We start from the raw sequence: 25,694 nt of genomic DNA, 5'->3' as shown, positions 1-25,694 counted from the left end.
GCGCTGACATGCCCATGGCCCTGCACGCTTCGTTCCCGTCTCGTCGGGAAACAGCCCACACCCCCCCGAGCCCGCTGAGCCTGGCGATCTCTTCACTGCTTCTGAGCGGCGCGCTTCACGGCACGGCCACCGCCCAGGACTTTCCACCAGTCATCGATCTGGGCACGCTGGACGGGTCGATCGGCTTCGCGATCGATGGCGAAGGCATCGACGGTCGCTCCGGGTACGCGGTGTCGCCTGCCGGCGACATCAACGGCGACGGCATCGGCGACCTGATCGTCGGCGCGCCGAGCGTGAACTTCAACGGCTTCTTCCCGGTCGGTCGCGCCTACGTGGTGTTCGGTCGCGACCCCGCCACCCCGGGTGGATTCCCGTCGTCGCTCTCGTTGGCCGACCTCGACGGCAGCAACGGCTTCGCGATCAACGGCCAGGGCGCGGTCAATTACGCCGGCGCGGCGGTGAGCGCGGCCGGCGACGTCAACGGCGACGGCATCGACGACCTGATCGTCGGTGCCTGGGGTGCCGACGATGCCGGGGCCAACGCCGGCCGCAGCTACGTGGTGTTCGGGCGCAATACCGACCTCCAGGGCGCCTTCGCCTCACCGCTGCTGCTGTCCGATCTCGACGGCAGCGACGGTTTCGCGATCGACGGCGAGGCCGCCGGCGATTTTTCCGGGTTCACGGTCGGCGGCGGCGGCGATGTCAACGGCGACGGCATCGACGACATCATCATCGGCGCGCCGCGCGCCGAGCCCAACGGCGTCGAATCGGGGCGTAGCTACGTGGTGTTCGGTCGCGATGTCGCCACCCAGGGCTCCTTCGCTGCGCTGATCCTTCTGTCCGGGCTGGACGGACAGCAGGGCTTCAAGATCGACGGTGAAGCCGTCGGCGACCAGTCCGGCACCGCGGTCGGCATCGCTGGCGACGTCAACGGCGACGGCATCGACGACCTGATCCTCGGCGCGCGCTTCGCCGATCCGAACGGCAACGGATCTGCCGGTCGCAGCTACGTGGTGTTCGGCCGCGACACGGCCGCCCAGGGCGACTTTTCCTCACCGCTGGCGCTGGCCGGTCTGAGCGGCAGCGACGGCTTCAGGATCGACGGCGAGGCCAGCTACAGCTTTTCCGGCAACCGGCTGGCCGGGGCCGGCGACGTCAACGGCGACGGCATCGACGATCTGGTGATCGGCGCCTATGCCGCGAGCGTCAACGGCAGCCAGTCCGGCCGCAGCTACGTGGTCTTCGGTCGCAATGTCGCGGGCCAGGGCGGATTCGTCTCGCCGCTGGCCTTGGCCGATCTGGACGGCAGCGACGGCTTCAAGCTCGACGGTCAGCCCGGCGAGCGCTCGGGCAGCGCGGTGGCCGGCGCCGGCGACGTCAATGCCGACGGCGTCGACGATCTGATCATCGGTGCGGTGTTCGCCGACGCCAACGGCAGCGACTCCGGCCGCAGCTACGTGGTGTTCGGTCGCGACGCGGCCAGCCAGGGCGCCTTCAGCTCGCCGCTGCCGCTGTCCGGACTGGACGGCAGCGACGGCTTCGCGCTGACCGGCCAGACCGCCGGAGACAATGCCGGCCAGGCCGTGGCTTCGGCCGGCGATCTCGACGGCGACGGGGTCGCCGACCTGGTCGTAGGCGCGCCGCGCGCGGGTCCGGGAGGCATCCTGAGTGCCGGCCGCAGCCACGTGCTGTTCGGCCGGATCACCGGCACGCCGGCGCTCGACTTCAACGGCCTCGCCCTGTTCGACCTGGGCTCGGCATTTGTCGGGGCATCGACCGCTCCGCAGCCGCTCACCGTGCGCAATCCGGGCACCGGCCTGGTGCAGATCGACGCCATCGACGTGCAGGCACCGTTCCTGCTGGCCGGCAACGGCAGCTGCGGCGCGCTGCCGATCCGGATTGCGGTCGGTGCCACCTGCATCGTCGAGCTGGCCTTCGCGCCGACCGCGGAGGGCCCGGTCCAGGCATCGATCAGCTTCAGCGGCAGCTCCACGACCAGCCCGGACAACCTCGACCTCCAGGGCACCGGCCTGCCGGCGCCGGTGCCGGCGCTGGCGCCCGATCCGCTGGACTTCGGTGAGGTCGATGCCGGAATGCAGGCGATCGAGCTGCTGACAGTCGAAAACATCGGCGGCAGCTCGCTGCAGCCGGGAGCCGTTTCGATCACCGGACCACAGGCAGCCGACTTCAGCATCGAGCTGAACGCCTGCTCCGGCGTGCCGCTCGCCAGCGGCGAAACCTGCACCATCGCGATCGGCTTCGAGCCCACTGCACCGGGGCTGCGCAACGCCAGCCTACGCCTGGAAAGCAACGCGCCGGGCGGTCCGACGATCACAAGCTTGCGCGGCCGCAGCGATGTGCCCTTCGCCGACGGCTTCGAGACGCCCTAGTGCGCCCCGCCGCAAATCCTGAAAAATATGAGGCCTCTTCCAACCTCGGGATAAATCATGCGTGTGGCCCCGAAGATCGTCCTGGAATCGGCGGAACGTGAGCTTCTAAAGCGACCGGATCGAACACGTTGTTGAACCGCCACAGCGCGTGGAGGCTGGCCAGGTACCTGCGCTGGTCGCGCGCGGCCAGGCCCATGCAGCCGGCGAAGGTGCGCTCGGCAATGCTGTTGACCTGCGCGCCGTGACCAATGAAGACCACCTTGCCGGCCTGGTCGGTCGAAAACGCGATGCTTGCGTTGGAGCCGTCCAGCCAGGACTCGAACTGGCGCGAGACGTCGAGCATGAACGTTCCGGCGCTCGGCGGGGCGGGTGCGGTGTCGGTCATCGGGGCCTCCGGGCTGCTGAACAGGCGCCCCGGTCGACCAGCGCGACGGCCATCGAGGTCGGAACGGCGCGGCCGGACTATTCGATTTCGAACCCGTCGGCGAACAGGCCGACCGGATCGGCATCGGTCGCGCTGTTGTTGCCCGGATCGATGTCGGTCTGGCCGGCGGCCAGGGTGACCGTGGCGGTGTTGGTCACGATCTGGCCTTCGGTGGCCGTGACCGTGGCGGTGAGTTCGTAGAGCAGGCCGGCGCCGGCCGGCAGGTCGACCGGCTCGTCGATGCCGCCGCTGCCGCCGGCGTTGGCGCAGACCGCACCGCCGAAGCCGGAGCAGGTCCAGCTCGCCCCGGTCACGCCCACAGGCTCGGGATCGCTCAAGGTCGCGCCCGAGATGGCGACCGGGCTGGAGTTGGAAACCTCGATGAACCAGGTCGTCGGCAGGCCGGTGTCGACGAAGGCCGAGCCGTTGGTCTTGGTCACGGCCAGGTCGCGGGCGGCCCGGCCGAAGATGACGTAGCTGCGGCCGGCGCTCCCGTTGCCGTCGGGGTCGGCGCCGAACGCCCCGACGATGAGATCGTCGATGCCGTCGCCGTTGACGTCGCCGGCCGCGTCCGGACCGCGCCTCAGGCGCCGCGCATGCCGCCGTCGATGTCGTCCTCGATCTCGTCGACGGCATCTTCGGTGTCGTCGGCCGCATCCTCGATCGCGTCCTCGGTGGCGTCGACGCTTTCTTCGACCGCGTCTTCGGCTTCTTCGGCCGGACCGTCGTCATCGACGACGCAACCACTCGTCAGCAGCGCCGTCCCGGCCAGCGCCATGGCAATGCCGATCGCAGGCAAAAGGCCTCGTATCGATTTCTGAAGCTCCTTCATCGGTGTTTTCCTCCGGTTTCGTCGATGTGAGCTTCACGCTAGGCGGCTGCAGCGTGCAGTGCCTTGATTCAGATTAACGAGCCGGGACGGTCCGACGCCTAGGCTACAACTTCATTCGAACCGAAAGGAGCTCACCATGCTGGGTTGGGCGCTTGTCTTTCTCGTCGTCGGCCTGATCGCCGGCGTTCTCGGTTTCAGCGGCATCGCCGGTGCTGCCACGCAGATTGCCTGGATCCTGTTCGTCGTCGGTATCGTGCTGGCGATCATCTTCGCGGTCGTCGGGCGCAGACCTCGGGTCTAGTGGGCCATGCGACAGATCAGGTAACGCTCAGAGCCACTGTGCCGGCGCGAATCAAGGCGCGTTTCGCAGGGGATTGCCTCTCCCTTGCCAGGAAACGCAACGCCGGGTCGTGTCGGCACAGTGACTCCCGAAGGGCCGTCGCACCCGCACCGTATGCTGCGTTCCGCTCGCTTGACGGCCCGGCAAGGACGCCTGCACTTGCGCGCCTTGCATACGAAGCGGGTGCGACGGCCGAGTGTCACCTGATTTGCCGCATGGCCCACTAGCCCGCCACTCCTTGTGTGACGTACAGAGCGCGTGGGAATCGACGATTCGGAATCGATGAAGTAACACTGCGGTTCTCGAACACAACCCCTGCCGTTGGCCCGGTCGTCCGGCCTCGCAAGTCGCATCAGGCACGCCCCCGAACGGCTAAGGAGTCAGTGGCTCTGCACAGTCGCCGGAAAAAATGCGGCAACGGTGCGGTCAATCCGCGTCGTTGCAGACCGGGTCCACTGCGAGATACCCCGGATCGAAATCGCAGGCCCGTCTCAGCGTGTCGATATCGAGCAGGTGCACGCCCTGATCGTTCATGTCGACCAGGCCTTCATCGCGAAGCTGGCTGAGCATCCGGCTGACGTGGACCGAGGTCAGGCCGAGCATGTCAGCCAGAAAGGCCTGGGTGACCGGCAGACGAAATCGGTTTGCCGACGGCCGCAGACGATGGTGCATCTCGAGCAGGAAATGGCCCAGCCGCTCGGCGGCATCGCGTCGACCCAGCGAGGTGAGGCGCTCTTCGAACATCAATCGCTCGTGCGCAATCAGCATGGCGACCTGGTCGCTGAGTTCGCCCGATGCGCACATCCGTTCCCGAAGGCGCTCCCAGCTGATCTCGTGCAGCTCGGTCGGCCCCAGTGCATACAGCGCCGACAATGGTCGCTGCAGGCCGTGCTCACCGAGCCCGACGATCTGACCGGGAAGCCAGACCTCGAGCAGCTGGCGCCGGCCATCCGGCAGGATGCGCGCCGAATACAGCCAGCCGGCCTCGATGACGAAGACCGCATTGCGCGGCTGTCCGGCAGGACGAACGGTCGCGCCGTCGTCGAACGAACGCCGCGGAGCATCGTCACCGGCCAGCAACGCACGCCGGACCTCGGCGGCGTGATCGCGGTCGCGGGACCGGGCGCCCGGGGTATCGACCGCGTCGCCGGACGGCCCACCCCCCCGGGCCTCGATGGGCGGTCGCTCAGCCACCGCCCCGGAAGCGCTCGAGCAGGCCGTCGAGTTCGTCGAGGCTGGTGTAGCGGATGGTCACCTGGCCCTTGCCCGATGCCGAGTGGCGAAGGCTGACCGGCGCGCACAGGGTTTCGGTCAGTTCCTGCTCCAGGCGCTGGATGTCGGGATCGGGCCGGGGCGGCTTCTTCGTTCCGACACCACCACCGTCCTTGATCCGCTTGACCAGCGCCTCGGTCTGGCGCACGGAAAGATCCAGGTTGACGACCTGGCGCGCAGCGTCGAGCTGGGCCGGACCACTCAGCGCCAGCAGCGCGCGGGCGTGCCCCATGTCGATCTTCTTCGCATCGACCAGGGCTCGCACCTTCGGCTCGAGGTCGAGCAGCCGCAGCAGGTTGCTGACCGCGGCGCGCGACCGGCCGACATTGGCGGCGGCCTGTTCGTGGGTCAGTTCGAACTCCTCGATCAGGCGGGCCAGCGCACCGGCCTCCTCGATCGGGTTGAGGTTCTCGCGCTGGATGTTCTCGATCAACGCCATCGCCAGCGTGACCTCGTCCGGCACGTCGCGGATGACCGCCGGAATCTCGCTGAGGCCCGCCTTCTGCGAGGCCCGCCAGCGGCGCTCGCCGGCGATCAGTTCATAGCCCTTGCCGGCGCCGAGCGAACGCACGACGACCGGCTGGACCACGCCCTGGGCCTTGATCGACTCGGCGAGCTCGTCGAGCCGGTCGGGGTCCATGCCGGTGCGCGGCTGGTATTCGCCCGGTCGGATCTGCTCGATCGGCAGGTTTCTCAGCGTGCCGTCGGCGGCATCGGGCGGAGCGTCGCGGGTCGCTGCGGCGTGTCCGCTGCGCGACTTGCCCAGCAGTGCGTTGAGGTTCTTGCCCAGCGGGGCCTTCTTGCGCGTGGCCATCGGATCAGGCTCCCATGCGTCGGACGTATTCCCCGGCCAGCCCCCGGTAGGCCAGGGCGCCGCGCGACTCGGGATCGTAGGTCAGCACCGATTCGCCGTAGCTCGGCGATTCGGCCACCCGGACATTGCGCGGCACGATGGTGTTGTAGAGCTTGTCGCCGAAGTTGTCGGCGAGCTGGCGGGCGACCGCGCCCGACAGGTTGTTGCGGATGTCGTACATGGTCCGGACCAGGCCTTCGATTTCCAGCCCCGGATTCACCGAGGCCTGGATCTGCTCGATGGTGTCGACCAGCGCGCTGAGGCCCTCCAGCGCATAGTACTCGCACTGCATCGGGATCATCACGCGGTGGGCGGCGGTAAGCGCGTTGAGCGTCAACACGTTGAGCGCCGGCGGGCAGTCGATGATCACGTCGTGGTACCGCCCGGCGACCGCTTGCAGCGCCGCCGACAGTGCACCGGCCCGGTCCTCGCGCTCCATCAGGGCGACTTCGGCGGCGGTCAGGTCGCCGTTGGCCGGGCCCAGGTCGAGCTCGGCCGAAGCGGGACGGACGATCACCGCTTCGAGCGAATGGCTACCGACCAGCACGTCACCCATGGTCGGCTGGTCCGGATCGAGCTCGACGCCCAGACCGGTCGTGCAGTTGCCCTGCGGATCGAGGTCCAGCAGCAGGACCCGGCGCTGCAGCGCGGACAGGCCGACTGCCAGGTTGAGCGCAGTCGTGGTCTTGCCCACGCCGCCCTTCTGGTTGGCGATCGCGAGAATGCGAGTCGATTTCGTCACGTTGGGGCCTCTCCTGACCGGTCCGTCGCCGCACGATGCGGGCCGACCATTGTAAGCAGGCCGGGCCGGCGCGTCAGCCCGCGTCGCGGCGGACCACCGCCAGCGAACGCGGTGCCTCCTGGCCGGGCCAGTCCAGCGACCGGACCTCGACCGAGTACCCGGCCGCCACGCCGCCGACCTCGTCGGCCTCGAGCCCGGCCTTCATCGCCAGCAGCGGCGCCCCGCGATCGAGCCACGGGGCCAGCCAGTCGACCAGCCTCGGTAGCGGCGCCAGGGCCCGTGCGACCAGCGCATCGGGCGGCGATTCGAGGTCCAGCGCTTCCAGCCGGGCCTGGATCGGCTCGATGTTGTCCAGCCCCAGGACGCGCTGCACGTGGCGAAGAAAGCGCACCTTCTTGCCGTTGCCGTCGACCAGCACGAACCGTCGCCCGGGCTCGCAGATCGCCAGCACCAGGCCGGGCAGCCCGGCACCGGTGCCGGCGTCGAGAATCCGCCGGCCTTCGAGATGCGGGCGCAGGCTGAGGCTGTCGACCAGGTGGCGGTCGACCATGGCCAGCGGATCCTTCAGGGCGGTCAGGTTGTAGGCCGCGTTCCAGCGGGCCAGCTCGGCCAGGTAGTCGACCAGGGCCTCACGGGTCCTCGGCGGCAGGTCCTGGCCAAGTGCCTGGAGCCCGTCCTGCAGTCGGGCCTCTACCGCGTCGCGGTCGAAGGCGGGCGTTCGGGATGAGGGCGGCATGCGGGCATCGGTTCCGGGCAGGCGCCGATTATAGAAGCGGGACCGGCAGAGCCGGGCTGCGCGGTCGATCCCGCAGCGCCGCTGTCCTTCAGGGACAGGTCCCCTGGACGATCCGGGTCAGGTCGAGGTTCTGATCGGCGAATGCCGGCAGGTCGGCGTCGACCAGCATCGACGCGTTGTTGCAGTCGTCGAACTCGACAATCAGCCGGCCGAACGGCGTACGGACCACCTCGTCGGGCTCGAAGTCGGCACCGAAGCCGGTGCCCGAAGTGACCACGACATCGGCGAATTCGATCCGATTGCCGGCGATGGTGCCGGTCCCGATCAGCCAGGCCGGTTCACCGTCGAGGTAGGTGTAGTAGGTGATCACGTGCAGGCCGCTGCTGCCTTCAGGCGCCAGCTGGAAACCCTCACCGGAACGCTGCGGGTCGAACCAGTTGCCGGCGCGAACCGCGTTGACCGGGTCCGGCACGCCCTGGTCGCAGGCCACCGGCACGATCCGCTGCATCGGCAGCAGCACCGGCGCGAAGCCATCGATGGTCGGGCTCATCGAAACCGAGCCGCTGTTGCAGTCGGCGAAATCGATGCTGACGGTGCCGAACGGCAAACGCTCGACCTCGTCGGGATCGAACAGCGCACCGTACTGCGCGCCCCGGGTGATCACCATGTTGTCGCTGACGATGCGGCCGTCGACCAACGCGCCGGTGCCGATCATCCAGACCTGGCCGCCGGCGCGGTAGACGTAGCAGGTCAGGATGAACGTCGAAGCGTCCGCCTCGCGGGTCAACTGGCAGCCTTCGCCGGAGCGGGACGGGCTGAACCAGTTGCCGGACACGGTATCGCTCAGCTCGGCGTCGGAGGGCCCCGGCGGCGGGTCCTGCGCGCCGGGGATCACACCGGTCGCGCCCAGCGCACCGATCCGCACCCGGGCGTCGGCGCCTTCGCCGTTGATGACGACCAGCGACAGGCTGTCGATGGCGGCCCAGTCGATCTCGCCGAAGGTCAGCGGGAAGAACGCGCTGCGCGGGATCTGCAGCGGGCCGGCGGCAAGGTTCTCGACGAAGGCGGAGGCCAGCGTCTCGTCGCCGTCGACGACCTGCAGCGCCAGCGTCGCGACACCGGTGACCTCGAGCACGTCAAGATCGAAGGTATCGACCATCGAAAAATCGAACAAGGCACCCTCGGATCGATCCCAGCCGGTCGAACAGCCGCCGTTGGCGGTTACCGGATCGACCTGCGCGACGTCGATCACGCAATCCCACTGACCGCCGCCGGCAGCGACGGTCGAAAACGAGCCGGCCGGCGCCTCATCGCCCATGGCCGGCGCCATGATGCGGAACCCGCCGAGCACGCCCGGCGCGTCGATCACGCCGAGTTCCGGGGCGATTTCCTCGCCCGGTCCCGCGGTCAGCGGACCCTGGGCAACGGTGAACGGGTCGATCGCGGCCAGCGCCGGAAGGCACAGGCCGAGGCCGGCCACCAGGGCCGCCAGTCGGTTGATTCGATGATCCATGACCACTCCCTCCCGCCGCCGGAACCGCGCGCGGCCGGATGCCGCTTGGACGGTGTCGACGACTCGATGACGCACCCGCACCGGCATGCGTCTTGTCGTTACTGGTTACGCGTTTCCGGTGCCGGACACGCCATCGGACGTCCGGTCGGGTAGTCTTCCGGGCATGACCGCTCACCGCCGAAGACGCTGGCCCCGGCTGCTGCTCGCGCTGACCGTCGCGCTGGTCGTCGCGCTGACGCTGCTGACGCCGGGTCTGCTCGGCCTGCTGGTGCACCAGCGCACCGAGGCCTGGCTGGCCGAGAGCTGGCCCGACGCCACGGTGCGCTGGCAGCGCGGCTGGTTCTCGAGCCGGCTCGAGGCCGCCGACGGTCGGACCCACCTGGTGCTGCGCCTGGCCCATCCGCCGACCGACCTGGCCGGCCCGCTGGCCGCCGACGGCACCCTGACGCTGGCCGCGCCGCAGGGCCGGATCGCGCTGGATGCCACGCTGCACTGGCCGCTGCACCTCGGTCTCGACGCCGAAGCCGCACGATTGCAGCAGGCCGACACCGGCGTCGGCTGGACCGCCGAACGGCCGACGCTTGCGTTGTTTCGACGTCGGCACGGGGCCGTGGACCTTCAACTCGGCGCTGCGGAACTTTCGCTGACCGGCCCGCCCGATGCGCGCCTGAGCGTTCGTGACCCGTCGCTTCGCGTGACCGACGACGGCGCGGACCCCGGCCGCCTGTCGATCGACCTGGACGCACGCCGTCCCGGCCAGCCCGCCAGTCGACTGCGTGTTGCCGCCGACGGCATCGATCGCGAACGGGCCGGCGCCGTGATCGAGGCCGTGTCCGCGGCGCTGGCCACCCGGCCGGGCAGCGCCGGCGCATCGATCGCCTGGCTGGGCGTGGCCAGCGCGTGGGAACAGCTGGCCCGGGCCGGCCTGTCGCTGACCGTGGACCCGCTGGCGCTCGACGGCGAGGCCCGGATCGAGGGCCGCTGGCAACCGGCTGCCGGCGCGCCGGCGTGGACCGGCGGCGGCCGCATCACGGCGGTGGAGCACTGGCTGGTGCCCATCCTGGGGCTGGTCCGCGCCGAACCCGCGGCGCAGCTGCGCGACGAACTGCGGCTGCAGTTCGAACGGGCCGCCGAGCGCGGCGCACTGAGCCTCGACGGCGACCGCTTCTCGCTGACCGAGCCGACCGGGCCGAGCGACCCCGCACGCTGACCGACAGCCGGTCGAATTGGCATCGCCGCGGTCCCGGCGGTATAGTCCCTGCGCCGGTCGGGCTCGACACGCCTCGCAGCCCGGTCCGATCTGAGGGGATCGGACGACGACCTGCCCGGGTCACCGGCCTCCCGGGCATCGGGTAGACAGGGAGTACACAAGAATGAATCGAATCACGTCCATCGCGGCGTTGCCGCTGGCCGCGCTGATTTCGTGCGGCCTGGCCGTCGCGCAGGGTTCCGCGCCGGTCCCGAAACAACTGGCCGGTCCGCCGTCGGAGTTCCGCGAGATGCAGCTGCCGGCACCGGAAGACGCCGCGGTCCTTTCGACCAGCGCACTACTACCGGTCAAGCTTTCCCCCGGCCGGGACGGCTGGTCCTGGCAGGGCCGGGTCGCCATCGACGGCGCCGACCCGCGCATGGTGCTGTTCACCGGCGGTGACGACGCCTGGCACCTGCAGACCGCCGCACCCGGCCGTGCCCAGCTGGCCGACGCCTCGGTCGCCGCCAGCGAGCTGGCCGACGGCACCCTGGGCCTGAACAACGAACGCCACGCCGGGGCCGGCTTCCGCTTCGAGGGCGCCCCGGCCGGCGAATGGTCGGTCCGGGTGCAGGCCGACAACCCGGTCCACACCGAAGGCCTGCTGCTGGTCGGCAGCGACAGCCCCTGGACGCAGGCCAGCTGGCCGGCCGCGCGCAATCACCGGGTCGGCGAGACGCTGGCCTTCGTCACCGAGCTTCGCCATGCCACCGACGCCGACGCCCGCGCCCGCATCCGCGAGGCCTCGATGGCCGTGACCGGCCCCGGCGGCGCGACCCGCACGTTCAACCTGGCCGGCCAGGCCGAAGACGCGCTCAGCGCACAGCGCTTCGACGGCAACACGCTGTCGGGCGCCTTCACCGCCGATCGGGCCGGTCCGTACACGGTCCGGATCACCGTTCGTGGCGCCACGCCCGAAGGCACACCGTTCGTGCGCAGCACCCAGCATGCACTGGTCGTCGTCGACAACGACCTGGTCGCCACGCGCGAACCGCTGGGCGTGGCCGAGGCGGTCGACGACACCCGGCTGGCGATCGATCTCGGCGTCAGCTCGCGCCGCGCCGACGGCTTCTACCGGGCCTATGCCGAGGTCTGGGGCACGATCGGCAAGGCCGACGTCCCGGTCGCCTGGATCGGCGGCATGGTCCCGGCCGGCCAGCCGCGGCTGCACCTCGACGCACGCTGGATCGCCCTGTCCGGCGCCAGCGCGCCGTTCGAGCTGCGCAACGTACGGATCGAGAACGCCGACCACTTCGTGCCGCTGGTCCAGCACGCCCGGATGCCGCTCGATCTTGGCGAGCTGCCGCGCTCGGCGAGCGAGCTTCCGCACGAGATCGACGAGGCCATGCGGATGGGTCCGCGTCCGGCCCGCAGCAGCGGCCAGCGTGCCGGCGCACGGCTGATGCTGGTCCACGGCTACTGCTCCGGCGACGCCTGGGGCCCGGTGCAGAGCCAGTTCACGTCGAGCGTGAAGTTCCAGGACTTCAACCAGAACCGTTCGCACAACGACTTCGCGCTGCGCATCCGCGCCTTCGGTGACCAGTTCGATTCGTTCGGCATCGTCGCCCACAGCCAGGGCGGTGCGGCCGCCACCCACCTGTACACCTATTACTGGTCGGGCCTCGACGATGCCTCCGGCAGCCGCCTGATCCAGTCGGTCGGCACGCCCTACCAGGGCACCTCGCTGGCCGGCAACCTGGCCGCGATCGGCGACGTGTTCGGCGTCGGCTGCGGCACCAACACCGACCTGACCTACTCCGGCGCATCGAGCTGGCTGGCCGGCATCCCGTCGTGGGCCCGCTCGCGGGTGAACTACTACACCACCTCGTTCGCGACGGCCTGGTGGCGATGGGACTACTGCAACATCGGTTCCGACCTGCTGCTGAGCGACCCCGAGGACGGCACCACCGAGCGCGCCCGAGGCCAGCTGTCCGGAGCGTACAATCGGGGCCACAAGACCGGCTGGTGCCACACCGAGGGCATGCGCGATCCGCCGCAGGTGCGCGACGCGAGCCGCAACTCGGTGATGAACAGTTCCGCCGCGCGCTGAGCGTCGGCCGAACGCACCGCACTCCGCGCCCGGCCCCGCCGGGCGCGTTTCGTTCCGGCCCATCGACTGGAGACCCGAATGCCCCTGCACGCCTCCCTGCCCCGCTTCCTCGCGCTGATCCTGGCGCTCGCCCTGACAACGCCGGCGACGGCCCGCATCGAACCGGCCCCGGACCGGCAGGCCGGCGACGGTCCGTTCGAGCAGCTGATCCTGCGCGGCGGCATCCTGGTCGACGGCACCGGCGCGCCGCCGGTCGGCCCGGTCGATATCGTCATCGAGAACGACCGGATCCGCCGGATCGTGACGCTCGGCGCACCGGGCCTGCCGATCGCAGCGGCGGACCGGCCCGAACTGAGCGAGGGCGGGCGCGAGCTGGACGTGTCCGGCCACTACATCCTGCCCGGCCTCGTCGACCTGCACGGCCACATCGGCGGCGCCGCCCAGGGCACCCCGGCGGAGTACGTCTACAAGCTGTGGCTGGGCCACGGCATCACCACGGTGCGTGACCCGGGCTCGTTCAACGGACTGGACTGGACGCTTTCGGAAGCGAAGCGCAGCGCCGCCGGCGAGATCGCCGCGCCGAAGCTGGTGCCGTACGTGGCCTTCGGCATGGGCCGCGACGAGCCGATCACCTCACCGGAGCAGGCCCGGCGCTGGGTCCGCGAGGTCGCCGAGCGCGGGGCGAAGGGCGTGAAGTTCTTCGGCGCCCGGCCCGACATCCTGCTGGCCGCGATCGACGAGTGCCGCGAGCAGGGCATCGGCAGCGCGATGCACCACGCGCAGATGGACGTGGCCCGGGCCGACGTGCTCGACACCGCGCGGGCCGGCCTGACCACGATGGAGCACTGGTACGGTCTGCCCGAAGCGATGTTCCACGACAGGACCCTCCAGCACTACCCGGCCGACTACAACTACGCCGACGAGCAGCACCGCTTCGCCGAAGCCGGCCGGCTCTGGGCCCAGGCCGCCGGGCCCGGCGACCCGGAATGGGACGCCGTGCGCGACGAGCTGATCGAGCTCGGCTTCACCCTCAACCCGACGCTGACCATCTACGAGGCCAATCGCGACTTCATGGCCGCGCGCACCGCCGAGTGGCACGCCGACTACACCCTGCCCTCGCTGTGGGACTTCTTCGCCCCCGATCGCAACGCCCACGGCAGCTACTGGTTCGCCTGGACCACCGCCGACGAGATCGCCTGGCGGGACAACTTCCGCCGCTGGATGAGCTTCCTGAACGACTACAAGAACCACGGCGGCCGGGTCACCGTGGGCTCGGACTCCGGCTACATCTACAAGCTCTACGGCTTCGGCACCATCGAAGAACTGATGCTGCTGCAGGAAGCCGGCTTCCACCCGCTGGAAGTGCTGCGCGCGGCCACCCTGCATGGCGCCGAGACGCTCGGCCTGGACGACGAGACCGGCTCGATCGAGGTCGGCAAGCGCGCCGACCTGCTGGTGGTCGACGCCAACCCGCTGGCCGACTGGCAGGTGCTGCTCGGCACCGGCGCGATCCGGGTCACCGAGGACAACCGCACGGTGCGCGCCGGCGGCGTGAAGTGGACGGTCCGCGACGGCATCGTGTTCGACGCCGCGGCGCTGCGCGCCGAGGTCCGCGCGATGGTGGCCGAGGCCTGGCAGGCGGCCGGACGAAGCCTCGAACAACCGGGAACCGGAGACTGATCCCGGCCACGCCGCCCGGGCGATTGTCCGATCGGCCATCGACGGCCTATACTGGAATCGAGTCCAGCCAAAGGAGAGCGGCCGTGCACACGATTCAGCAGATTCTCGATCGCAAGGGCCACGACATCCACTGGATCGATCCGGGCAGCAGCGTGTTCGACGCGGTCCGACGCATGGCCGAACTCGGCATCGGCGCGCTGCTGGTCACCGACGACGGGATGCCGATCGGCATGATGTCGGAGCGCGACTACGCCCGCAAGGTCATCCTGGAAGGCCGCAGTTCACGCGAGACGAAGGTCGCCGACATCATGTCCGCGCCGCTGATCACCATCGATCCCGGCGCTGCCGCCGATGCCGGCCTGGCCCTGATGACCCGCAAGCGCATCCGTCACTTGCCGGTCATGGACGGCAAGGACCTGAAGGGCGTGGTCTCGATCGGCGACCTGGTCAACGCAGTGATCGACGACCAGCATCACCTGATCGAGCAGCTCGAGCGCTACGTCACCGGTTGACGTTCGCAGCTCGGCCAGGCACGCGGGGCTCGTGAGCCGACCGCCGAGCAGGTATCCTCTCGGCCCTGACCCGACACTTCAAGGACTTCAATCATGAAATCACGCCTGCTCGCCAGCCTCGCGCTCGTCGCCACCTTCGCCGCCGCCCACGCCGGCGCTCAGACCCCGGTCGAGTACACGCTCGAGTGGTCCGACGCCACCGGCAGCACCACGGCCAGCGGCTTCATCGTGCTGGACCGCGATCTCGTGGCCACGCCGGGCGACTTCGTCTGGAACCTGCCCGACCCGGCGGTGCTCGATTTCGAGATCACGGTCAGCGGCTCGACCAGCGGCGACGGCACCTTTACCATCGCGGATTACGGCACGATCATCTTCGACACCAACGGGGGCGCGCTCGATCTCGACGCCGAGCTCGTCGGCCAGCCGACCGACGGCGACCCCTGGGGCACGCCGAGCGCCGGAGCCGGCGGCGACTTCAACATCTTCACCGGCGGCGGCGGCGGCGGCGGCGAGGCCAGCGACGACCGCTACGCCAACCCACCGGCGCCCCAGGGCTTCGGCGGGCTGCCGCCGGAAGGCACGTTCTTCTTCGAAATCTCCGCCAACGGCGGCGCAGGCGAAGCCATGCTGCTGACCAGCTTCCGCCCGGCCGGCGCGCCGCAGGCCACCACGGTGCCGACGCTGTCTGCGGCAGGGCTTGCGGTGCTGCTGCTGACCATGGCCGTGGTCGGCACGCTGGTCATGCGGCAGCGCGCGAGCGCCTGAACCGAGACTGCTTTCGGAGCCGGTCCGCCACGGACCGGCTCCGTTCATCCGGCCCGATGCGCACCGAGCAGACCGAAACGCTGGCCCGGGCGCTCGGCCTCCCCGCAAACGCCGTTCGACTCCGCCCGCTCGGCGGCGCCGGAGCCACCTCCACCTTCCGGCTCGACGGCCCCGATGGGGCACGCTTCGTCAAGGGTGCCCGCAGGGAGTTCGACGACCCGCTGGTCTCGGAGGCCGACGGTCTTCAGCGCCTTGCCGAGCCCGCCTGCCTTCGCATCCCCCGCTTTCATGACCTGCTGGAAACCGGCGGCGAGACCTGGCTGGTCCTCGAATGGCTGGACCTGCGGCCACTGACGACCGCTGCCGCCCGATCGCTGGGGCGGACGCTGGCCGAGCACCACCGCTCGGCCGTCGCCGAACGGCACGGCCTGGAGCGCGACAACCGGATCGGCGCCACGCCGCAGGTCAACACGCCGACCGAGGACTGGACCGAGTTCCTGTTCCGGCACCGGATCGGTGCGCTGATCGAGCGGCTGGCCGAGGCGGGAACGGGGTTCGACCCCGGCACCACGGACCGGTTGCGCGAGGCCTGGCAGCGCGACTTCGCCGACCACCGCCCCGTGCCGTCGCTGCTGCACGGCGACCTGTGGGGCGGCAACGCCGGGATGCTGGCCGACGGCACGCCGGTGGTCTTCGACCCGGCCGTCCACCATGGCGACCGCGAGTGCGACCTGGCCATGGCCGCCCTGTTCGGCGGGTTCGGCGCGGCGTTCTTCCAGGCCTACGACGCGACCTGGCCGCTCGAACCCGGCTGGCAACGCCGCCGGGCGTTCTACCAGCTCTACCACGTACTGAACCACGCACTGCTGTTCGGAGGCGCCTACCTCGACGACGCACGACGGCGGATAGCGGCGCTGACAGGCTGATGCATCCGGCCTGAATCGTCGTGTGATCGGGAACCCTGCAGGCGCTGCGGTATCCTATCGCCATGGTCCTGCATCGCATCCGCCGCCTCCTGCCCCGACTGGCCCGCTTCCATGCGGTGCTGTTCGTCGTGCTGTGGGCCACGGTGGTGGCCACGCCGTGCGTGATGGCGATGCAGTCCGAGCCGCCGCCGATGGCGACCCACGACTGCCCGCACTGCCCGCCGCAGCCCTGCCATGACCAGGCCGGGCCGCCGGACTGCGACGAGGCCGAGCCCGCCGATCGCGCGCGCAGCGTCGATCCGGGCCAGTTCGTCATGGTGCTGCCGTCCGCTTCGGCCGACGCCGTGCCGCGCGGGTCACTCCAGCGCGACGGCCCGCCGCCGCTCTCGGCGCTGGCCCGCGCCGGGCCCCGACCGCACCTGGTCCACGTCCGCTTCGACGAATAGTCGATCCCCGATTCACCGTCGTTCGTACGGGCCGCCGGCCCGTGCGTGCTGTTGTCGTGACTGGAGATCGACCATGCGTACCGTTGTTGTAGTGCTCCTGGCGCTTGCCGTTCAACCGGCCGGCGCCCTCGAACTGAGCGAGGCCGAACGCCTCGCGATCGAAGCCGACCCGACGCTGCAGGCGCTGGCCGCGCGCGGCGATGCGCGCGTCCTCGACGCGGTCGCCGACGCCCAGCTGCCGGACCCGAAACTGCAGCTCGGTGCCCAGAGCGTGCCGCTGCCGGACTTCGACATCATCGATGAGCCGATGACCCAGCTGCAGCTCGGCATCGAGCAGCGCGTGCCGGCCCGTTCGCTGCGCGAGGCCCGGGCCCGTCGCGCCACCGCCGACGCCGAAGGGCTGGCCCTCGAGGCCCGGGCCCGTGCGCTGAAGGTCCGGGCCGAGGTCCGGACGGCCTGGGTGACCACCGTTCGCCTGCAGGACCTGATCGAGCTGACCGAGCAGCGCGCCGCACTGCTGCAGCGCTATTCAGAAGCGCTCGACGACGGCCTGCAGAGCGGCCGGGTCAGCCAGCAGACCCTGCTCGAGGGGCGCAGCCGGGCGATCCGCGTGCAGCGCGAGCTGGCCGGGTTGCGCACCCGCCTGGCCGAGCAGCGGGCCCGGCTCGGCGAGCGGGTCCCGGGCGTGGTGCTGCCTGCTCCCCTGTCTCCGGCCTCGCTGCCCGAAATCGTCGCGACCGACCTGGACGACCACCCCGAGGTTCGTGCCGCCGCGGCCGACCTGCTCGGCACCGAGGCCGAGATCGCCGCGGCCGAAGCGGCCTTCGACCCGGGCTGGTCGTGGTCGGTCGGGGTCGGTCGCCGGGTCGGCGATACGCCGCTGGGCGCACCGTCGGACACGCTGCTCAACGCCCGGCTGGCGATCGACCTGCCGCTGTTCACCGAGCGACGGCAGTCGAAGCGGCTCGAAGCCGCCCGCGCCCGGCACCGGGCCGCGGCGACCGGGCCGGTCCAGGTCCGCCGCGCGCTCGAAGCCCGCCGGGCCGGCGCCCGGGATGCCGCTGGGGCATTCGGCGAGCTGGTCACGCTGTACGGCGAACAGGTCCTGCCGGCCTCGCAGGCCGCCGCCGACGCCGCGCGCGACAAGTACCGCAACGGCTCGATTCCGCTCGAAGATGTGCTGGCCGCCGAGCTCGAAGTACTCGACGTCGAGCACGAACGCACCGAGGCGCAGCTGGACCATGACCTGGCCCGCGTCGAACTCGCCTACCTGGGAGGCCGCTGATGACCAAGCAACGATTCCCGAGCGCCGCGCTGCTGGCGCTGTCGCTGACCGCCGCCGGCGCACTGACCGCCCAGGACGACCGGCACGATGTCCCGTCGACCGGGACGGAGTCCTCCTCGATGGACCACGCCTCGATGGACCATTCCTCGATGGATCATTCCTCGATGGACCATTCCTCGATGGACCATTCCTCGATGGACCATTCCTCGATGGACCATTCCTCGATGGACCATTCCTCGATGGATCATTCCTCGATGGACCATTCCTCGATGGACCATTCCTCGATGGATCAGTCGGCCATGGCTCCGGACGCCGACCCGCAGCCCGCCGCTGCCGGCGAGCGCGAGATCGCCTACTGGGTCGCGCCGATGGATCCGAACTTCCGTCGCGACCGGCCCGGGAAATCACCGATGGGCATGGACCTGGTGCCGGTCTACGTCGATGAACTCGCGCCGCCGGGCACCGTGCGGGTCGGCGAGGCGGTGCAGCAACAGATGAACCTGCGCACCGCGCGCGTCCGCGAGGGCCGGCTGTGGCGGCGCATCGACACGGTCGGACGGGTGACCTGGGACGCCGAGCGGCTCAGCCACGTCCATTCGCGCGTGTCGGGCTGGATCGGTGAACTGGCCGTCGACGCCGTCGGCGACCGGATCGAAGCCGGCTCGCTGCTCTACACCCTGTACTCGCCCGAGCTCGCCAACGCCCAGGACGAGCTGCTGCGCGCGCGCAACGGCGGCGCCGGCCTGCTGTCTTCGGCCCGCGCCCGACTGCGCACGCTCGGCGTTCAGGACGCGGTCATCGAGCGGATCGAGCGGGACGGCCGGGCGCTGGAGTATCTGCCCTGGTATGCCGAGCGCTCCGGCGTGGTCAGCATGCTCGGCGCCCGCGACGGCATGCGGGTCACCCCGGACCTCGAGCTGTTCGAGATCGCGGCCGAAACGTCGATCTGGGTGATCGCCGACGTGGCCGGCCGCCAGGTCGACTGGCTGGCCGAGGGCCAGGTCGCCGAAATCACCACCGACTACCGGCCGGGGACGACCTTCCGTGCGCGCATCGACTACCTGTATCCGGAACTGGACCCGGTCACGCGCACCCAGCGCGTCCGCCTGCCGGTGGCCCTCGAGGTGCCGCTGCTCAAGCCCGGCATGTGGGTGGATGTCCGGATCTTCGCCGGCCCGGTCGACGGCAACCTGTTCGTTCCGCGCGAAGCGCTGATCCGCACCGGGCAGAACGAGCGGGTGATCGTGCGCACCGACGCCGAGTCGTTCGAAGTCCGCGACGTGACCTCGGGCATGGAGTCCGGCGAGTTCGTCGCGATCCTGGCGGGCCTGCGCCCCGGCGAGACGGTCGTGACCTCGGGGCAGTTCCTGCTCGACTCCGAGGCCAATGTCGCCGCCGACGGCGCGCGGATGGAAGGAGGCGGGCATGCGCACCACTGAGTCCGTCGCCCACCACGGAGGTCGGCCATGATCGATGCCATCATCCGCGCCTCGATCGCCCACCGGGGCCTGGTCGTTGTGCTGGCCCTGGTGCTGTTCGGCGCGGGGCTGTACGCGCTGCGGGAAACGCCGGTCGACGCCATTCCCGACCTGTCCGACCCCCAGGTGATCGTCCGCGCCCCGTATCCGGGCCAGGCGCCGCAGGTGGTCGAGAACCAGGTCACCTACCCGCTGACCACCGCGCTGATGGCCGTGCCCGGGGCCCACACGGTGCGCGGCTTCTCGATGTTCGGCGACGCGTTCATCACCATCCTGTTCGAGGAAGGCACCGACCCGTACTGGGCCCGCGCACGCGTGCTCGAGTACCTCAGCCAGGTATCCGGACGGCTGCCCGACGGCGTGCGCGCCGAGCTCGGGCCGGACGCCACCGGGGTCGGCTGGATCTACAAGTACGTGCTCGTCGATCGATCCGGCACCACCGACCTGGCCGAACTGCGCGCGCTGCAGGACTGGTTCCTGAAGTTCGAGCTGCAGGCCGTTTCGGGCGTGTCCGAAGTGGCCACGATGGGCGGTCAGGTGCGTGGCTATCAGGTCATACCCGACCCGAACCGGCTGCGCGCGCTGGGGCTGGACCTGCGCCAGCTGCGCCAGGCCATCGAAGCCAACAACGCCGAAACCGGCGGCTCGCTGATCGAACTGGCCGAGGCCGAGTACATGGTCCGGGCCGACGGCTACCTGCAGTCGCTGGCCGACCTGCGCGCGGTTCCCACCGGGCTGGTTGCCGACGGCACGCCGGTGCTGCTCGGCGACGTCGCCGAGATCCGTCGCGGCCCCGTCGCCCGGCGCGGCATGGTCGAACTCGACGGTGAAGGAGAAGTGGTCGGCGGCATCGTCGTGATGCGCCACGGCGAAAACGCCCGCGCGGTGATCGAGCGGGTCAAGGCCCGGCTCGATGAGCTGGCCGGCAGCCTGCCCGAGGGCGTCGAGATCGTCGAGACCTACGATCGCTCCGGCCTGATCGATGCGGCGGTATCGACGCTGTGGACCAAGCTCGTCGGCGAGTTCGTCGTCGTGGTGCTGATCATCGGACTGTTCCTGTGGCACTTCCGATCGTCGCTGGTGGTGCTGGTGTCGCTGCCGCTGGGCGTGATGGCGGCGTTCGTGATCATGCAGCTGCAGGGCATCAACGCCAACATCATGTCGCTGGGCGGGATCGCGATCTCGATCGGCGTGATGGTCGATGCGGCGATCGTGCTGATCGAGAACGTCCACCGTCACTTCGAGCGCGAGGGCGAGAATCTCGACGAGTCGCGCCGCTGGGCCGTGGTCGAGCGCGCCGCGCTCGAGGTCGGGCGGCCGATCTTCTTCACGCTCTTGCTGGTCGCGCTGTCGTTCCTGCCGGTGTTCGCGCTGCAGGCCCAGGAAGGCCGGCTGTTCGCGCCGCTGGCCTTCACCAAGACCTACGCGATGGCGGCCGCGGCCGGGCTGGCGGTGACGCTGGTGCCGGTGCTGGCCGGGTACTTCATCCGCGGCCGGCTGCGCGGGCGCAGCGCCAACCCGGTCGCGCGCGGCCTGCAGACCGTCTACCGCCCGGTGATCGCGCTGGCCGTGAAGCGCCCGCTGCTGGTCGTGCTGGTCGGCCTTGCGCTGGGCGCCTCGGCGCTGTTTCCGTACTCGCGGATCGGCAGCGAGTTCATGCCCACGCTGGACGAAGGCAGCCTGATGTACATGCCGACCACGCTGCCCGGCCTGAGCCCCGGCGAGGCCCGCGAGCTGCTGCAGCAGACCGATCGGATCATCGCTTCGCACCCGGAGGTCGAGCGCGTGATGGGCAAGATCGGCCGCGCCGAAACAGCCACCGATCCGGCGCCGCTGACGATGATCGAGACCTTCATCACGCTGAAGCCCCGCGATCAATGGAGGCCCGGCACGACCACCGCCGACATCCAGCGCGAGCTCGACGAGATGGTCGACATCCCGGGCCTGACCAACGCCTTCGTGTTCCCGATCCAGACCCGGATCGACATGCTCCAGACCGGCATCCAGACCGACGTCGGAATCCTCGTCACCGGCCCGGACCTGGCCACCATCCAGCAGCTGACCACCGGCATCGCCGAGCGCGTCGAATCGCTGCCCGGCACGGCCAGCGCGTTCGCCGAACGACCGGCCGGCGGGCGCTACGTGACGCTGTCGCTGGACCGCCCCGCGCTGGCTCGCTACGGGCTGTCGGTGGCCGACGTCCACGAGCTGGTCCGCTTCGGTCTCGGTGGCGCGACGGTCACCGAGACCGTCGAAGGCCTGGAACGCTTCCCGGTCACGCTCCGGCTGCCGGCCGACTGGCGCGATTCGCCGCAGAAGCTCGTCGATCTGCCGTTCACGACCCCGAACGGGGGCACGATCACGCTGGGCCAGGTTGCCGAAGTGGCCATCGACGACGGGCCGCCGCGAATCCGCACCGAGAACACCCGGCCGGCCGGCCTGGTGCTGGTCGAGGTCGACGGTCAGGACCTGGGCGACTGGGTCGATCGGGCCCGCGAGGTGCTGACCGCCGAGGTCGACTTCCCGCCCGGTTACGCGTTCGCGATCAAGGGCCAGTACGAGTACCTCGAACGCGCCTCGGAACGACTGCAGCTGATGATCCCGGTGACCCTGGCGATCATCGTGGTGCTGCTGATGCTGACCTTCCACCGCGCCTCCGACGTGGCCCTCGTGCTGGTGGTCGCACCACTGTCGATCGCCGGCGGGCTGTGGCTGATGTGGCTGCTGGGCTACAACCTGTCGGTCGGCGTGGCGGTCGGCTTCATCGCGCTGGCCGGGCTGGCCGCCGAGGTCTGCGTGCTGATGGTGGTCTACCTGAACCAGGCCGTGGACGAGCACCGCGGCACTGGCGTCGCACTCGACGGCAACGGGCTGGACCAGGCCATCATCGAGGGCGCCGTGCGGCGCGTCCGTCCGATCACCATGACCCAGGCCACGGTTTTCCTCGGCCTGCTGCCGGTCATGCTGACCACCGGCATCGGCTCGGAAGTCATGCAGCGGATCGCCGCGCCGATGATCGGCGGCGTGTTCGCGGTCTGGCTATCGGCGCTGGTGGTGCTGCCGGCGGCGTACCGGCTGTGGCACGGGCAAAGCGCATCTCGCGGATTCGAGTCATGAGCATGCCGTCCTCCGCCGAATCGAGCGCTCGTGCCGAGACGATGGGTTCGCCCCGTTCATCCAACGAGACACGGCCGAAGAAAAGGAGAAGCCATCGATGCCTTCCCCGCCCTGCGTCGCCGGTTCACGATCCTGATGCGGGCGGTGTCTGCGCTCCCCGCCTGGCCCGCACCGGTGAATCCCGGCTCGGCGCAGCGTCCGATACCGATGGCCGATTCCTATGGAATCCGGGAAATGCGCTGCTTATACTTCCTGTCGATCCGCGTCCAGCCCGCACCTCATCGCGCTGATCGGCAGGGCAAGGTCCCTGGTCGCGCCGATGCTGGAACGAGTCGAGCTTATGTTCCCGGTGCCGCCGCGGGCTTCGTGCACCGCGGCCTGCCAGCGGAGCAGAGCAGATCGACAGCAAGCTCATCGAAGGCTTGAAGGGAGGTCGGTTCGTTTGCCGGCGACGTCGAGGCGCGTCAACCGCAACCGATCGGGTTGTCGACACCAAGGTCAGGGGAACCCCATGCAGAGAATCCATTCCGAGGCGCGAGCGCGCCGTTCCGTCCGCTCCGGCGCCGCCTTCCTGCTCGCGGCCCTGCTGCCGCTGGCGGCCGCGGCGGTGTCGTCCGATCCGGCGTGGACCGGGCCGCCGGGCTCGCTGGATCCGGCCCCGGGTCGCGGCAGCGCCGAGCATCTGCCCGAGGGCCTGAGTGCCTCCGACTGGCAGGGCATTCGCGCCGCCTACGAGGCCGGCCGGCACGCGATGGTCGAGGATCGTCCGGGGCGCCTGCGCGCCCGCAATCCGGGCCAGCAATGGCACAGCCGCTTCGAGGGCGAGGGCTTCGTGGTCGAGCCCGACCACGGCCAGTGGCGCTGGGGACTGGCCCTGGCCGGCTGGGGCCGTGCCGGGGCACTGGCGCCGGTGGCCACACCCGAGCAGGTGCGCGCCGAGGGCACTCGCGCCGTCTACCGCTATGGTGACGGCCTGGAAGAATGGTTCATCAACGACCGGCGCGGCCTGGAGCATGGCTTCACGGTGCATGCGCCGCCGCCCGGTGCAAGCTCCGACGGCACCGACGAACTGGCGTTCGCGCTGGACGTGATCGGCGATCTGCGCGCGCGCATCGAGGCCAGCGGCCGCGACGTCGCCTTTGTCGACGGCCACGGCCAGACCCGACTGACCTACGCCGGACTGAAGGTCTGGGATGCCGACGGCGTTGTGCTGCCGGCGCGCTTCCTGGCCGGCGGCGATCGACTGGAACTGCGCGTGCAGGCAGACACCGCGCGCTACCCGATCACCATCGATCCGCTGGCCCAGCAGGCCTACCTCAAGGCCTCCAATACCGAGGCCGGGGATGAGTTCGGCTTCTCGGTCGCGGTCTCCGGCGACACCGTGGTGGTCGGAGCGCCGGGCGAGGACAGCGATGCCACCGGCGTCGACGGCGATCAAGCCAGCAACGCGGCGGACAATGCCGGCGCGGCCTACGTGTTCGTGCGCGCGGGCACCGGCTGGTCGCAGCAGGCCTACCTCAAGGCCTCCAATACCGGGGTCGTGGATCGGTTCGGCCGATCGGTCGCGGTCTCCGGCGACACCGTGGTGGTCGGTGCGCCGGGCGAGTCCAGCAATGCCACCGGCGTCGACGGCGATCAAGCCAGCAACGCGGCGACCCGGGCCGGCGCGGCCTACGTGTTCGTGCGCGCCGGCACCGGCTGGTCGCAGCAGGCCTACCTCAAGGCCTCCAATACCGGTGCCGAAGATGAGTTCGGCGAATCGGTCGCGGTCTCCGGCGACACCGTGGTGGTCGGTGCATTCCGGGAGGACAGCAGTGCCACCGGCGTCGATGGCGATCAAGCCAGCAACGCGGCGCTCGAGGCCGGCGCGGCCTACGTGTTCGTGCGCGCCGGCACCAGCTGGTCGCAGCAGGCCTACCTCAAGGCCTCCAATACCGGGGCCGGGGATCGGTTCGGCGAATCGGTCGCGGTCTCCGGCGACACCGTGGTGGTCGGTGCGCGAAACGAGGACAGCGATGCCACCGGCGTCGACGGCGATCAAGCCAGCAACGCGGCGCCCGAGGCCGGCGCGGCCTACGTGTTCGTGCGCGCCGGCACCGGCTGGTCGCAGCAGGCCTACCTCAAGGCCTCCAGCACCGATGCCTTCGATCAGTTCGGCTTCTCGGTCGCGATCTCCGGCGACACCGTGGTGGTCGGTGCGCCAGACGAGGACAGCGATGCCACCGGCGTCGATGGCGATCAAGCCAGCAACGCGGCGATCAGTGCCGGCGCGGCCTACGTGTTCGTGCGCACGGGCACCGGCTGGTCGCAGCAGGCCTACCTCAAGGCCTCCAATACCGATGCCGGGGATCGGTTCGGTGAATCGGTCGCGGTCTCCGGCGACACCGTGGTGGTCGGTGCGCTATTCGAGGACAGCGATGCCACCGGCGTCGACGGCGATCAAGCCAGCAACGCGGCGCCCGAGGCCGGCGCGGCCTACGTGTTCGTGCGCGCGGGCACCGGCTGGTCGCAGCAGGCCTACCTCAAGGCCTCCAATACCGATGCCGGGGATCTGTTCGGTGAATCGGTCGCGGTCTCCGGCGACACCGTGGTGGTCGGTGCGCCAGGCGAGGACAGCGATGCCACCGGCGTCGATGGCGATCCGGCCAGCAACGCGGCGAGCTTTGCCGGCGCGGCCTACGTATTCGATTCCGTCTTCACCGTCGGCGGCACGGTCTCCGGCCTGGCCGGCAGCGGCCTGGTGCTGCAGAACAACGGCAGCGACGATCTCCAGATCAGCGCCAACGGCAGCTTCGTCTTCGCCACGCCGCTGGATGATCTGAGCGCCTACGCGGTGACCGTGCTGACCCCGCCCACGGGCCCCAGCCAGACCTGCTCGGTGAGCAACGGCAGCGGCAACCTGGCCGGCGCCAACGTCACCAACGTGACGGTCGACTGCGTGACCGACACGTTCACCGTCGGCGGCACGGTCTCCGGCCTGGCCGGCAGCGGCCTGGTGCTGCAGAACAACGGCAGCGACGATCTCCAGATCAACGCCAACGGCAGCTTCGTCTTCGCCACGCCGCTGGATGATCTGAGCGCCTA

21 protein-coding genes and 1 pseudogene are annotated in these 25,694 nt (G+C 70.2%); 13 read left to right on the top strand and 9 right to left on the bottom strand.

Translation table 11 applies throughout. The annotated features are described in order from the left end of the window. The first annotated feature begins 8 nt into the window (after positions 1 to 8). A complete protein-coding gene (locus HFP89_RS13630) occupies positions 9 to 2,390 on the top strand; it encodes a choice-of-anchor D domain-containing protein (protein WP_168718222.1) in 2,382 nt (793 codons plus the stop codon). Positions 2,391 to 2,445: 55 nt separating this feature from the next. Here the strand turns inward: HFP89_RS13630 and HFP89_RS13625 are convergent, their stop codons facing one another. From HFP89_RS13625 to HFP89_RS13610, 4 genes and pseudogenes are all read right to left on the bottom strand, one after another. Beyond that, positions 2,446 to 2,775: a DUF4915 domain-containing protein gene (locus tag HFP89_RS13625; protein ID WP_168718221.1), complete on the bottom strand. Its 330-nt coding sequence runs from the start codon at positions 2,773 to 2,775 to the stop codon at positions 2,446 to 2,448. Between the two features lie 77 nt (positions 2,776 to 2,852). Beyond that, positions 2,853 to 3,254, bottom strand: coding sequence for a DUF11 domain-containing protein (locus HFP89_RS13620; RefSeq protein WP_168718220.1), 402 nt, complete (start codon positions 3,252 to 3,254; stop codon positions 2,853 to 2,855). A 39-nt stretch (positions 3,255 to 3,293) separates the two neighbouring features. Continuing rightward, a pseudogene (locus HFP89_RS16365) lies at positions 3,294 to 3,401 on the bottom strand (hypothetical protein); the annotation flags it as partial. Then, positions 3,398 to 3,646, bottom strand: coding sequence for a hypothetical protein (locus HFP89_RS13610; protein WP_168718219.1), 249 nt, complete (start codon positions 3,644 to 3,646; stop codon positions 3,398 to 3,400). The gene HFP89_RS13610 and the pseudogene HFP89_RS16365, both read right to left, overlap by 4 nt. A gap of 136 nt (positions 3,647 to 3,782) precedes the next feature. Between HFP89_RS13610 and HFP89_RS13605 the strand changes: the two genes are divergently transcribed. Continuing rightward, the gene (locus HFP89_RS13605) at positions 3,783 to 3,947 is read left to right on the top strand and encodes a DUF1328 domain-containing protein (protein ID WP_168718218.1); all 165 of its coding nucleotides are present in this window, start codon (positions 3,783 to 3,785) and stop codon (positions 3,945 to 3,947) included. 465 nt (positions 3,948 to 4,412) lie between these two features. Here the strand turns inward: HFP89_RS13605 and HFP89_RS16360 are convergent, their stop codons facing one another. The 5 genes from HFP89_RS16360 to HFP89_RS13580 all read right to left on the bottom strand — a co-directional run bounded on the left by HFP89_RS16360 (position 4,413) and on the right by HFP89_RS13580 (position 9,102). Further along, positions 4,413 to 5,180, bottom strand: coding sequence for a Crp/Fnr family transcriptional regulator (locus tag HFP89_RS16360; RefSeq protein WP_168718217.1), 768 nt, complete (start codon positions 5,178 to 5,180; stop codon positions 4,413 to 4,415). Next, the gene (locus HFP89_RS13595) at positions 5,173 to 6,072 is read right to left on the bottom strand and encodes a ParB/RepB/Spo0J family partition protein (protein WP_168718216.1); all 900 of its coding nucleotides are present in this window, start codon (positions 6,070 to 6,072) and stop codon (positions 5,173 to 5,175) included. The genes HFP89_RS16360 and HFP89_RS13595 overlap by 8 nt, the downstream gene beginning before the upstream one ends. 4 nt (positions 6,073 to 6,076) lie before the next feature. Then, complete coding sequence (locus HFP89_RS13590; protein WP_168718215.1) at positions 6,077 to 6,853, bottom strand: ParA family protein; 777 nt, start codon at positions 6,851 to 6,853, stop codon at positions 6,077 to 6,079. 73 nt (positions 6,854 to 6,926) lie between these two features. Next, a complete protein-coding gene (rsmG, locus tag HFP89_RS13585) occupies positions 6,927 to 7,589 on the bottom strand; it encodes a 16S rRNA (guanine(527)-N(7))-methyltransferase RsmG (RefSeq protein ID WP_168718214.1) in 663 nt (220 codons plus the stop codon). A gap of 88 nt (positions 7,590 to 7,677) precedes the next feature. After that, the gene (locus HFP89_RS13580) at positions 7,678 to 9,102 is read right to left on the bottom strand and encodes a hypothetical protein (protein WP_168718213.1); all 1,425 of its coding nucleotides are present in this window, start codon (positions 9,100 to 9,102) and stop codon (positions 7,678 to 7,680) included. A gap of 163 nt (positions 9,103 to 9,265) precedes the next feature. Here HFP89_RS13580 and HFP89_RS13575 point away from each other — a divergent pair, with 163 nt between their 5' ends. The 11 genes from HFP89_RS13575 to HFP89_RS13525 form a co-directional block, all read left to right on the top strand. Next, positions 9,266 to 10,312, top strand: a complete 1,047-nt coding sequence (locus HFP89_RS13575) for a hypothetical protein (RefSeq protein ID WP_168718212.1) — start codon at positions 9,266 to 9,268, stop codon at positions 10,310 to 10,312. 163 nt (positions 10,313 to 10,475) lie between these two features. Then, positions 10,476 to 12,401, top strand: coding sequence for a hypothetical protein (locus HFP89_RS13570; RefSeq protein ID WP_206212381.1), 1,926 nt, complete (start codon positions 10,476 to 10,478; stop codon positions 12,399 to 12,401). Positions 12,402 to 12,479: 78 nt separating this feature from the next. Next, positions 12,480 to 14,081, top strand: a complete 1,602-nt coding sequence (locus HFP89_RS13565) for an amidohydrolase family protein (RefSeq protein ID WP_168718211.1) — start codon at positions 12,480 to 12,482, stop codon at positions 14,079 to 14,081. An 83-nt stretch (positions 14,082 to 14,164) separates the two neighbouring features. After that, complete coding sequence (locus HFP89_RS13560) at positions 14,165 to 14,593, top strand: CBS domain-containing protein (RefSeq protein ID WP_168718210.1); 429 nt, start codon at positions 14,165 to 14,167, stop codon at positions 14,591 to 14,593. 93 nt (positions 14,594 to 14,686) lie between these two features. Next, the gene (locus HFP89_RS13555; protein ID WP_168718209.1) at positions 14,687 to 15,358 is read left to right on the top strand and encodes a hypothetical protein; all 672 of its coding nucleotides are present in this window, start codon (positions 14,687 to 14,689) and stop codon (positions 15,356 to 15,358) included. A gap of 56 nt (positions 15,359 to 15,414) precedes the next feature. After that, on the top strand, positions 15,415 to 16,284 hold the full coding sequence (locus HFP89_RS13550) for a fructosamine kinase family protein (RefSeq protein WP_168718208.1): 870 nt from the start codon (positions 15,415 to 15,417) through the stop codon (positions 16,282 to 16,284). Between the two features lie 62 nt (positions 16,285 to 16,346). Continuing rightward, positions 16,347 to 16,730, top strand: coding sequence for a hypothetical protein (locus tag HFP89_RS13545; RefSeq protein ID WP_168718207.1), 384 nt, complete (start codon positions 16,347 to 16,349; stop codon positions 16,728 to 16,730). Positions 16,731 to 16,803: 73 nt separating this feature from the next. Further along, a complete protein-coding gene (locus tag HFP89_RS13540; RefSeq protein WP_168718206.1) occupies positions 16,804 to 18,015 on the top strand; it encodes a TolC family protein in 1,212 nt (403 codons plus the stop codon). Beyond that, positions 18,015 to 19,454: an efflux RND transporter periplasmic adaptor subunit gene (locus HFP89_RS13535; protein WP_168718205.1), complete on the top strand. Its 1,440-nt coding sequence runs from the start codon at positions 18,015 to 18,017 to the stop codon at positions 19,452 to 19,454. Before HFP89_RS13540 ends, HFP89_RS13535 begins: the two co-directional genes overlap by 1 nt. A 27-nt stretch (positions 19,455 to 19,481) precedes the next feature. Beyond that, positions 19,482 to 22,610, top strand: a complete 3,129-nt coding sequence (locus HFP89_RS13530; RefSeq protein ID WP_168718204.1) for a CusA/CzcA family heavy metal efflux RND transporter — start codon at positions 19,482 to 19,484, stop codon at positions 22,608 to 22,610. Between the two features lie 511 nt (positions 22,611 to 23,121). Beyond that, a partial coding sequence (locus tag HFP89_RS13525) for an FG-GAP repeat protein (RefSeq protein WP_206212380.1) occupies positions 23,122 to 25,694 on the top strand: 2,573 nt, incomplete at its 3' end.

Source organism: Wenzhouxiangella sp. XN79A (assembly GCF_012272825.1).
Lineage (GTDB): Bacteria > Pseudomonadota > Gammaproteobacteria > Xanthomonadales > Wenzhouxiangellaceae.
Note: the sequence above shows the minus strand (reverse complement) of the source record. Positions and strands in the feature narration are given on the sequence as shown.

Excerpts from the sequence above, each read along its gene's own strand:
- HFP89_RS13630 (WP_168718222.1), top strand. The coding sequence starts at position 9 with ATGCCCATGGCCCTGCACGCTTCGTTCCCGTCTCGTCGGGAAACAGCC.
- HFP89_RS13625 (WP_168718221.1), bottom strand. The coding sequence starts at position 2,775 with ATGACCGACACCGCACCCGCCCCGCCGAGCGCCGGAACGTTCATGCTC.
- HFP89_RS13610 (WP_168718219.1), bottom strand. The coding sequence starts at position 3,646 with ATGAAGGAGCTTCAGAAATCGATACGAGGCCTTTTGCCTGCGATCGGC.
- HFP89_RS13605 (WP_168718218.1), top strand. The coding sequence starts at position 3,783 with ATGCTGGGTTGGGCGCTTGTCTTTCTCGTCGTCGGCCTGATCGCCGGC.
- HFP89_RS13595 (WP_168718216.1), bottom strand. The coding sequence starts at position 6,072 with ATGGCCACGCGCAAGAAGGCCCCGCTGGGCAAGAACCTCAACGCACTG.
- rsmG (WP_168718214.1), bottom strand. The coding sequence starts at position 7,589 with ATGCCGCCCTCATCCCGAACGCCCGCCTTCGACCGCGACGCGGTAGAG.
- HFP89_RS13580 (WP_168718213.1), bottom strand. The coding sequence starts at position 9,102 with ATGGATCATCGAATCAACCGACTGGCGGCCCTGGTGGCCGGCCTCGGC.
- HFP89_RS13575 (WP_168718212.1), top strand. The coding sequence starts at position 9,266 with ATGACCGCTCACCGCCGAAGACGCTGGCCCCGGCTGCTGCTCGCGCTG.
- HFP89_RS13570 (WP_206212381.1), top strand. The coding sequence starts at position 10,476 with ATGAATCGAATCACGTCCATCGCGGCGTTGCCGCTGGCCGCGCTGATT.
- HFP89_RS13565 (WP_168718211.1), top strand. The coding sequence starts at position 12,480 with ATGCCCCTGCACGCCTCCCTGCCCCGCTTCCTCGCGCTGATCCTGGCG.
- HFP89_RS13555 (WP_168718209.1), top strand. The coding sequence starts at position 14,687 with ATGAAATCACGCCTGCTCGCCAGCCTCGCGCTCGTCGCCACCTTCGCC.
- HFP89_RS13550 (WP_168718208.1), top strand. The coding sequence starts at position 15,415 with ATGCGCACCGAGCAGACCGAAACGCTGGCCCGGGCGCTCGGCCTCCCC.
- HFP89_RS13545 (WP_168718207.1), top strand. The coding sequence starts at position 16,347 with ATGGTCCTGCATCGCATCCGCCGCCTCCTGCCCCGACTGGCCCGCTTC.
- HFP89_RS13540 (WP_168718206.1), top strand. The coding sequence starts at position 16,804 with ATGCGTACCGTTGTTGTAGTGCTCCTGGCGCTTGCCGTTCAACCGGCC.
- HFP89_RS13535 (WP_168718205.1), top strand. The coding sequence starts at position 18,015 with ATGACCAAGCAACGATTCCCGAGCGCCGCGCTGCTGGCGCTGTCGCTG.
- HFP89_RS13530 (WP_168718204.1), top strand. The coding sequence starts at position 19,482 with ATGATCGATGCCATCATCCGCGCCTCGATCGCCCACCGGGGCCTGGTC.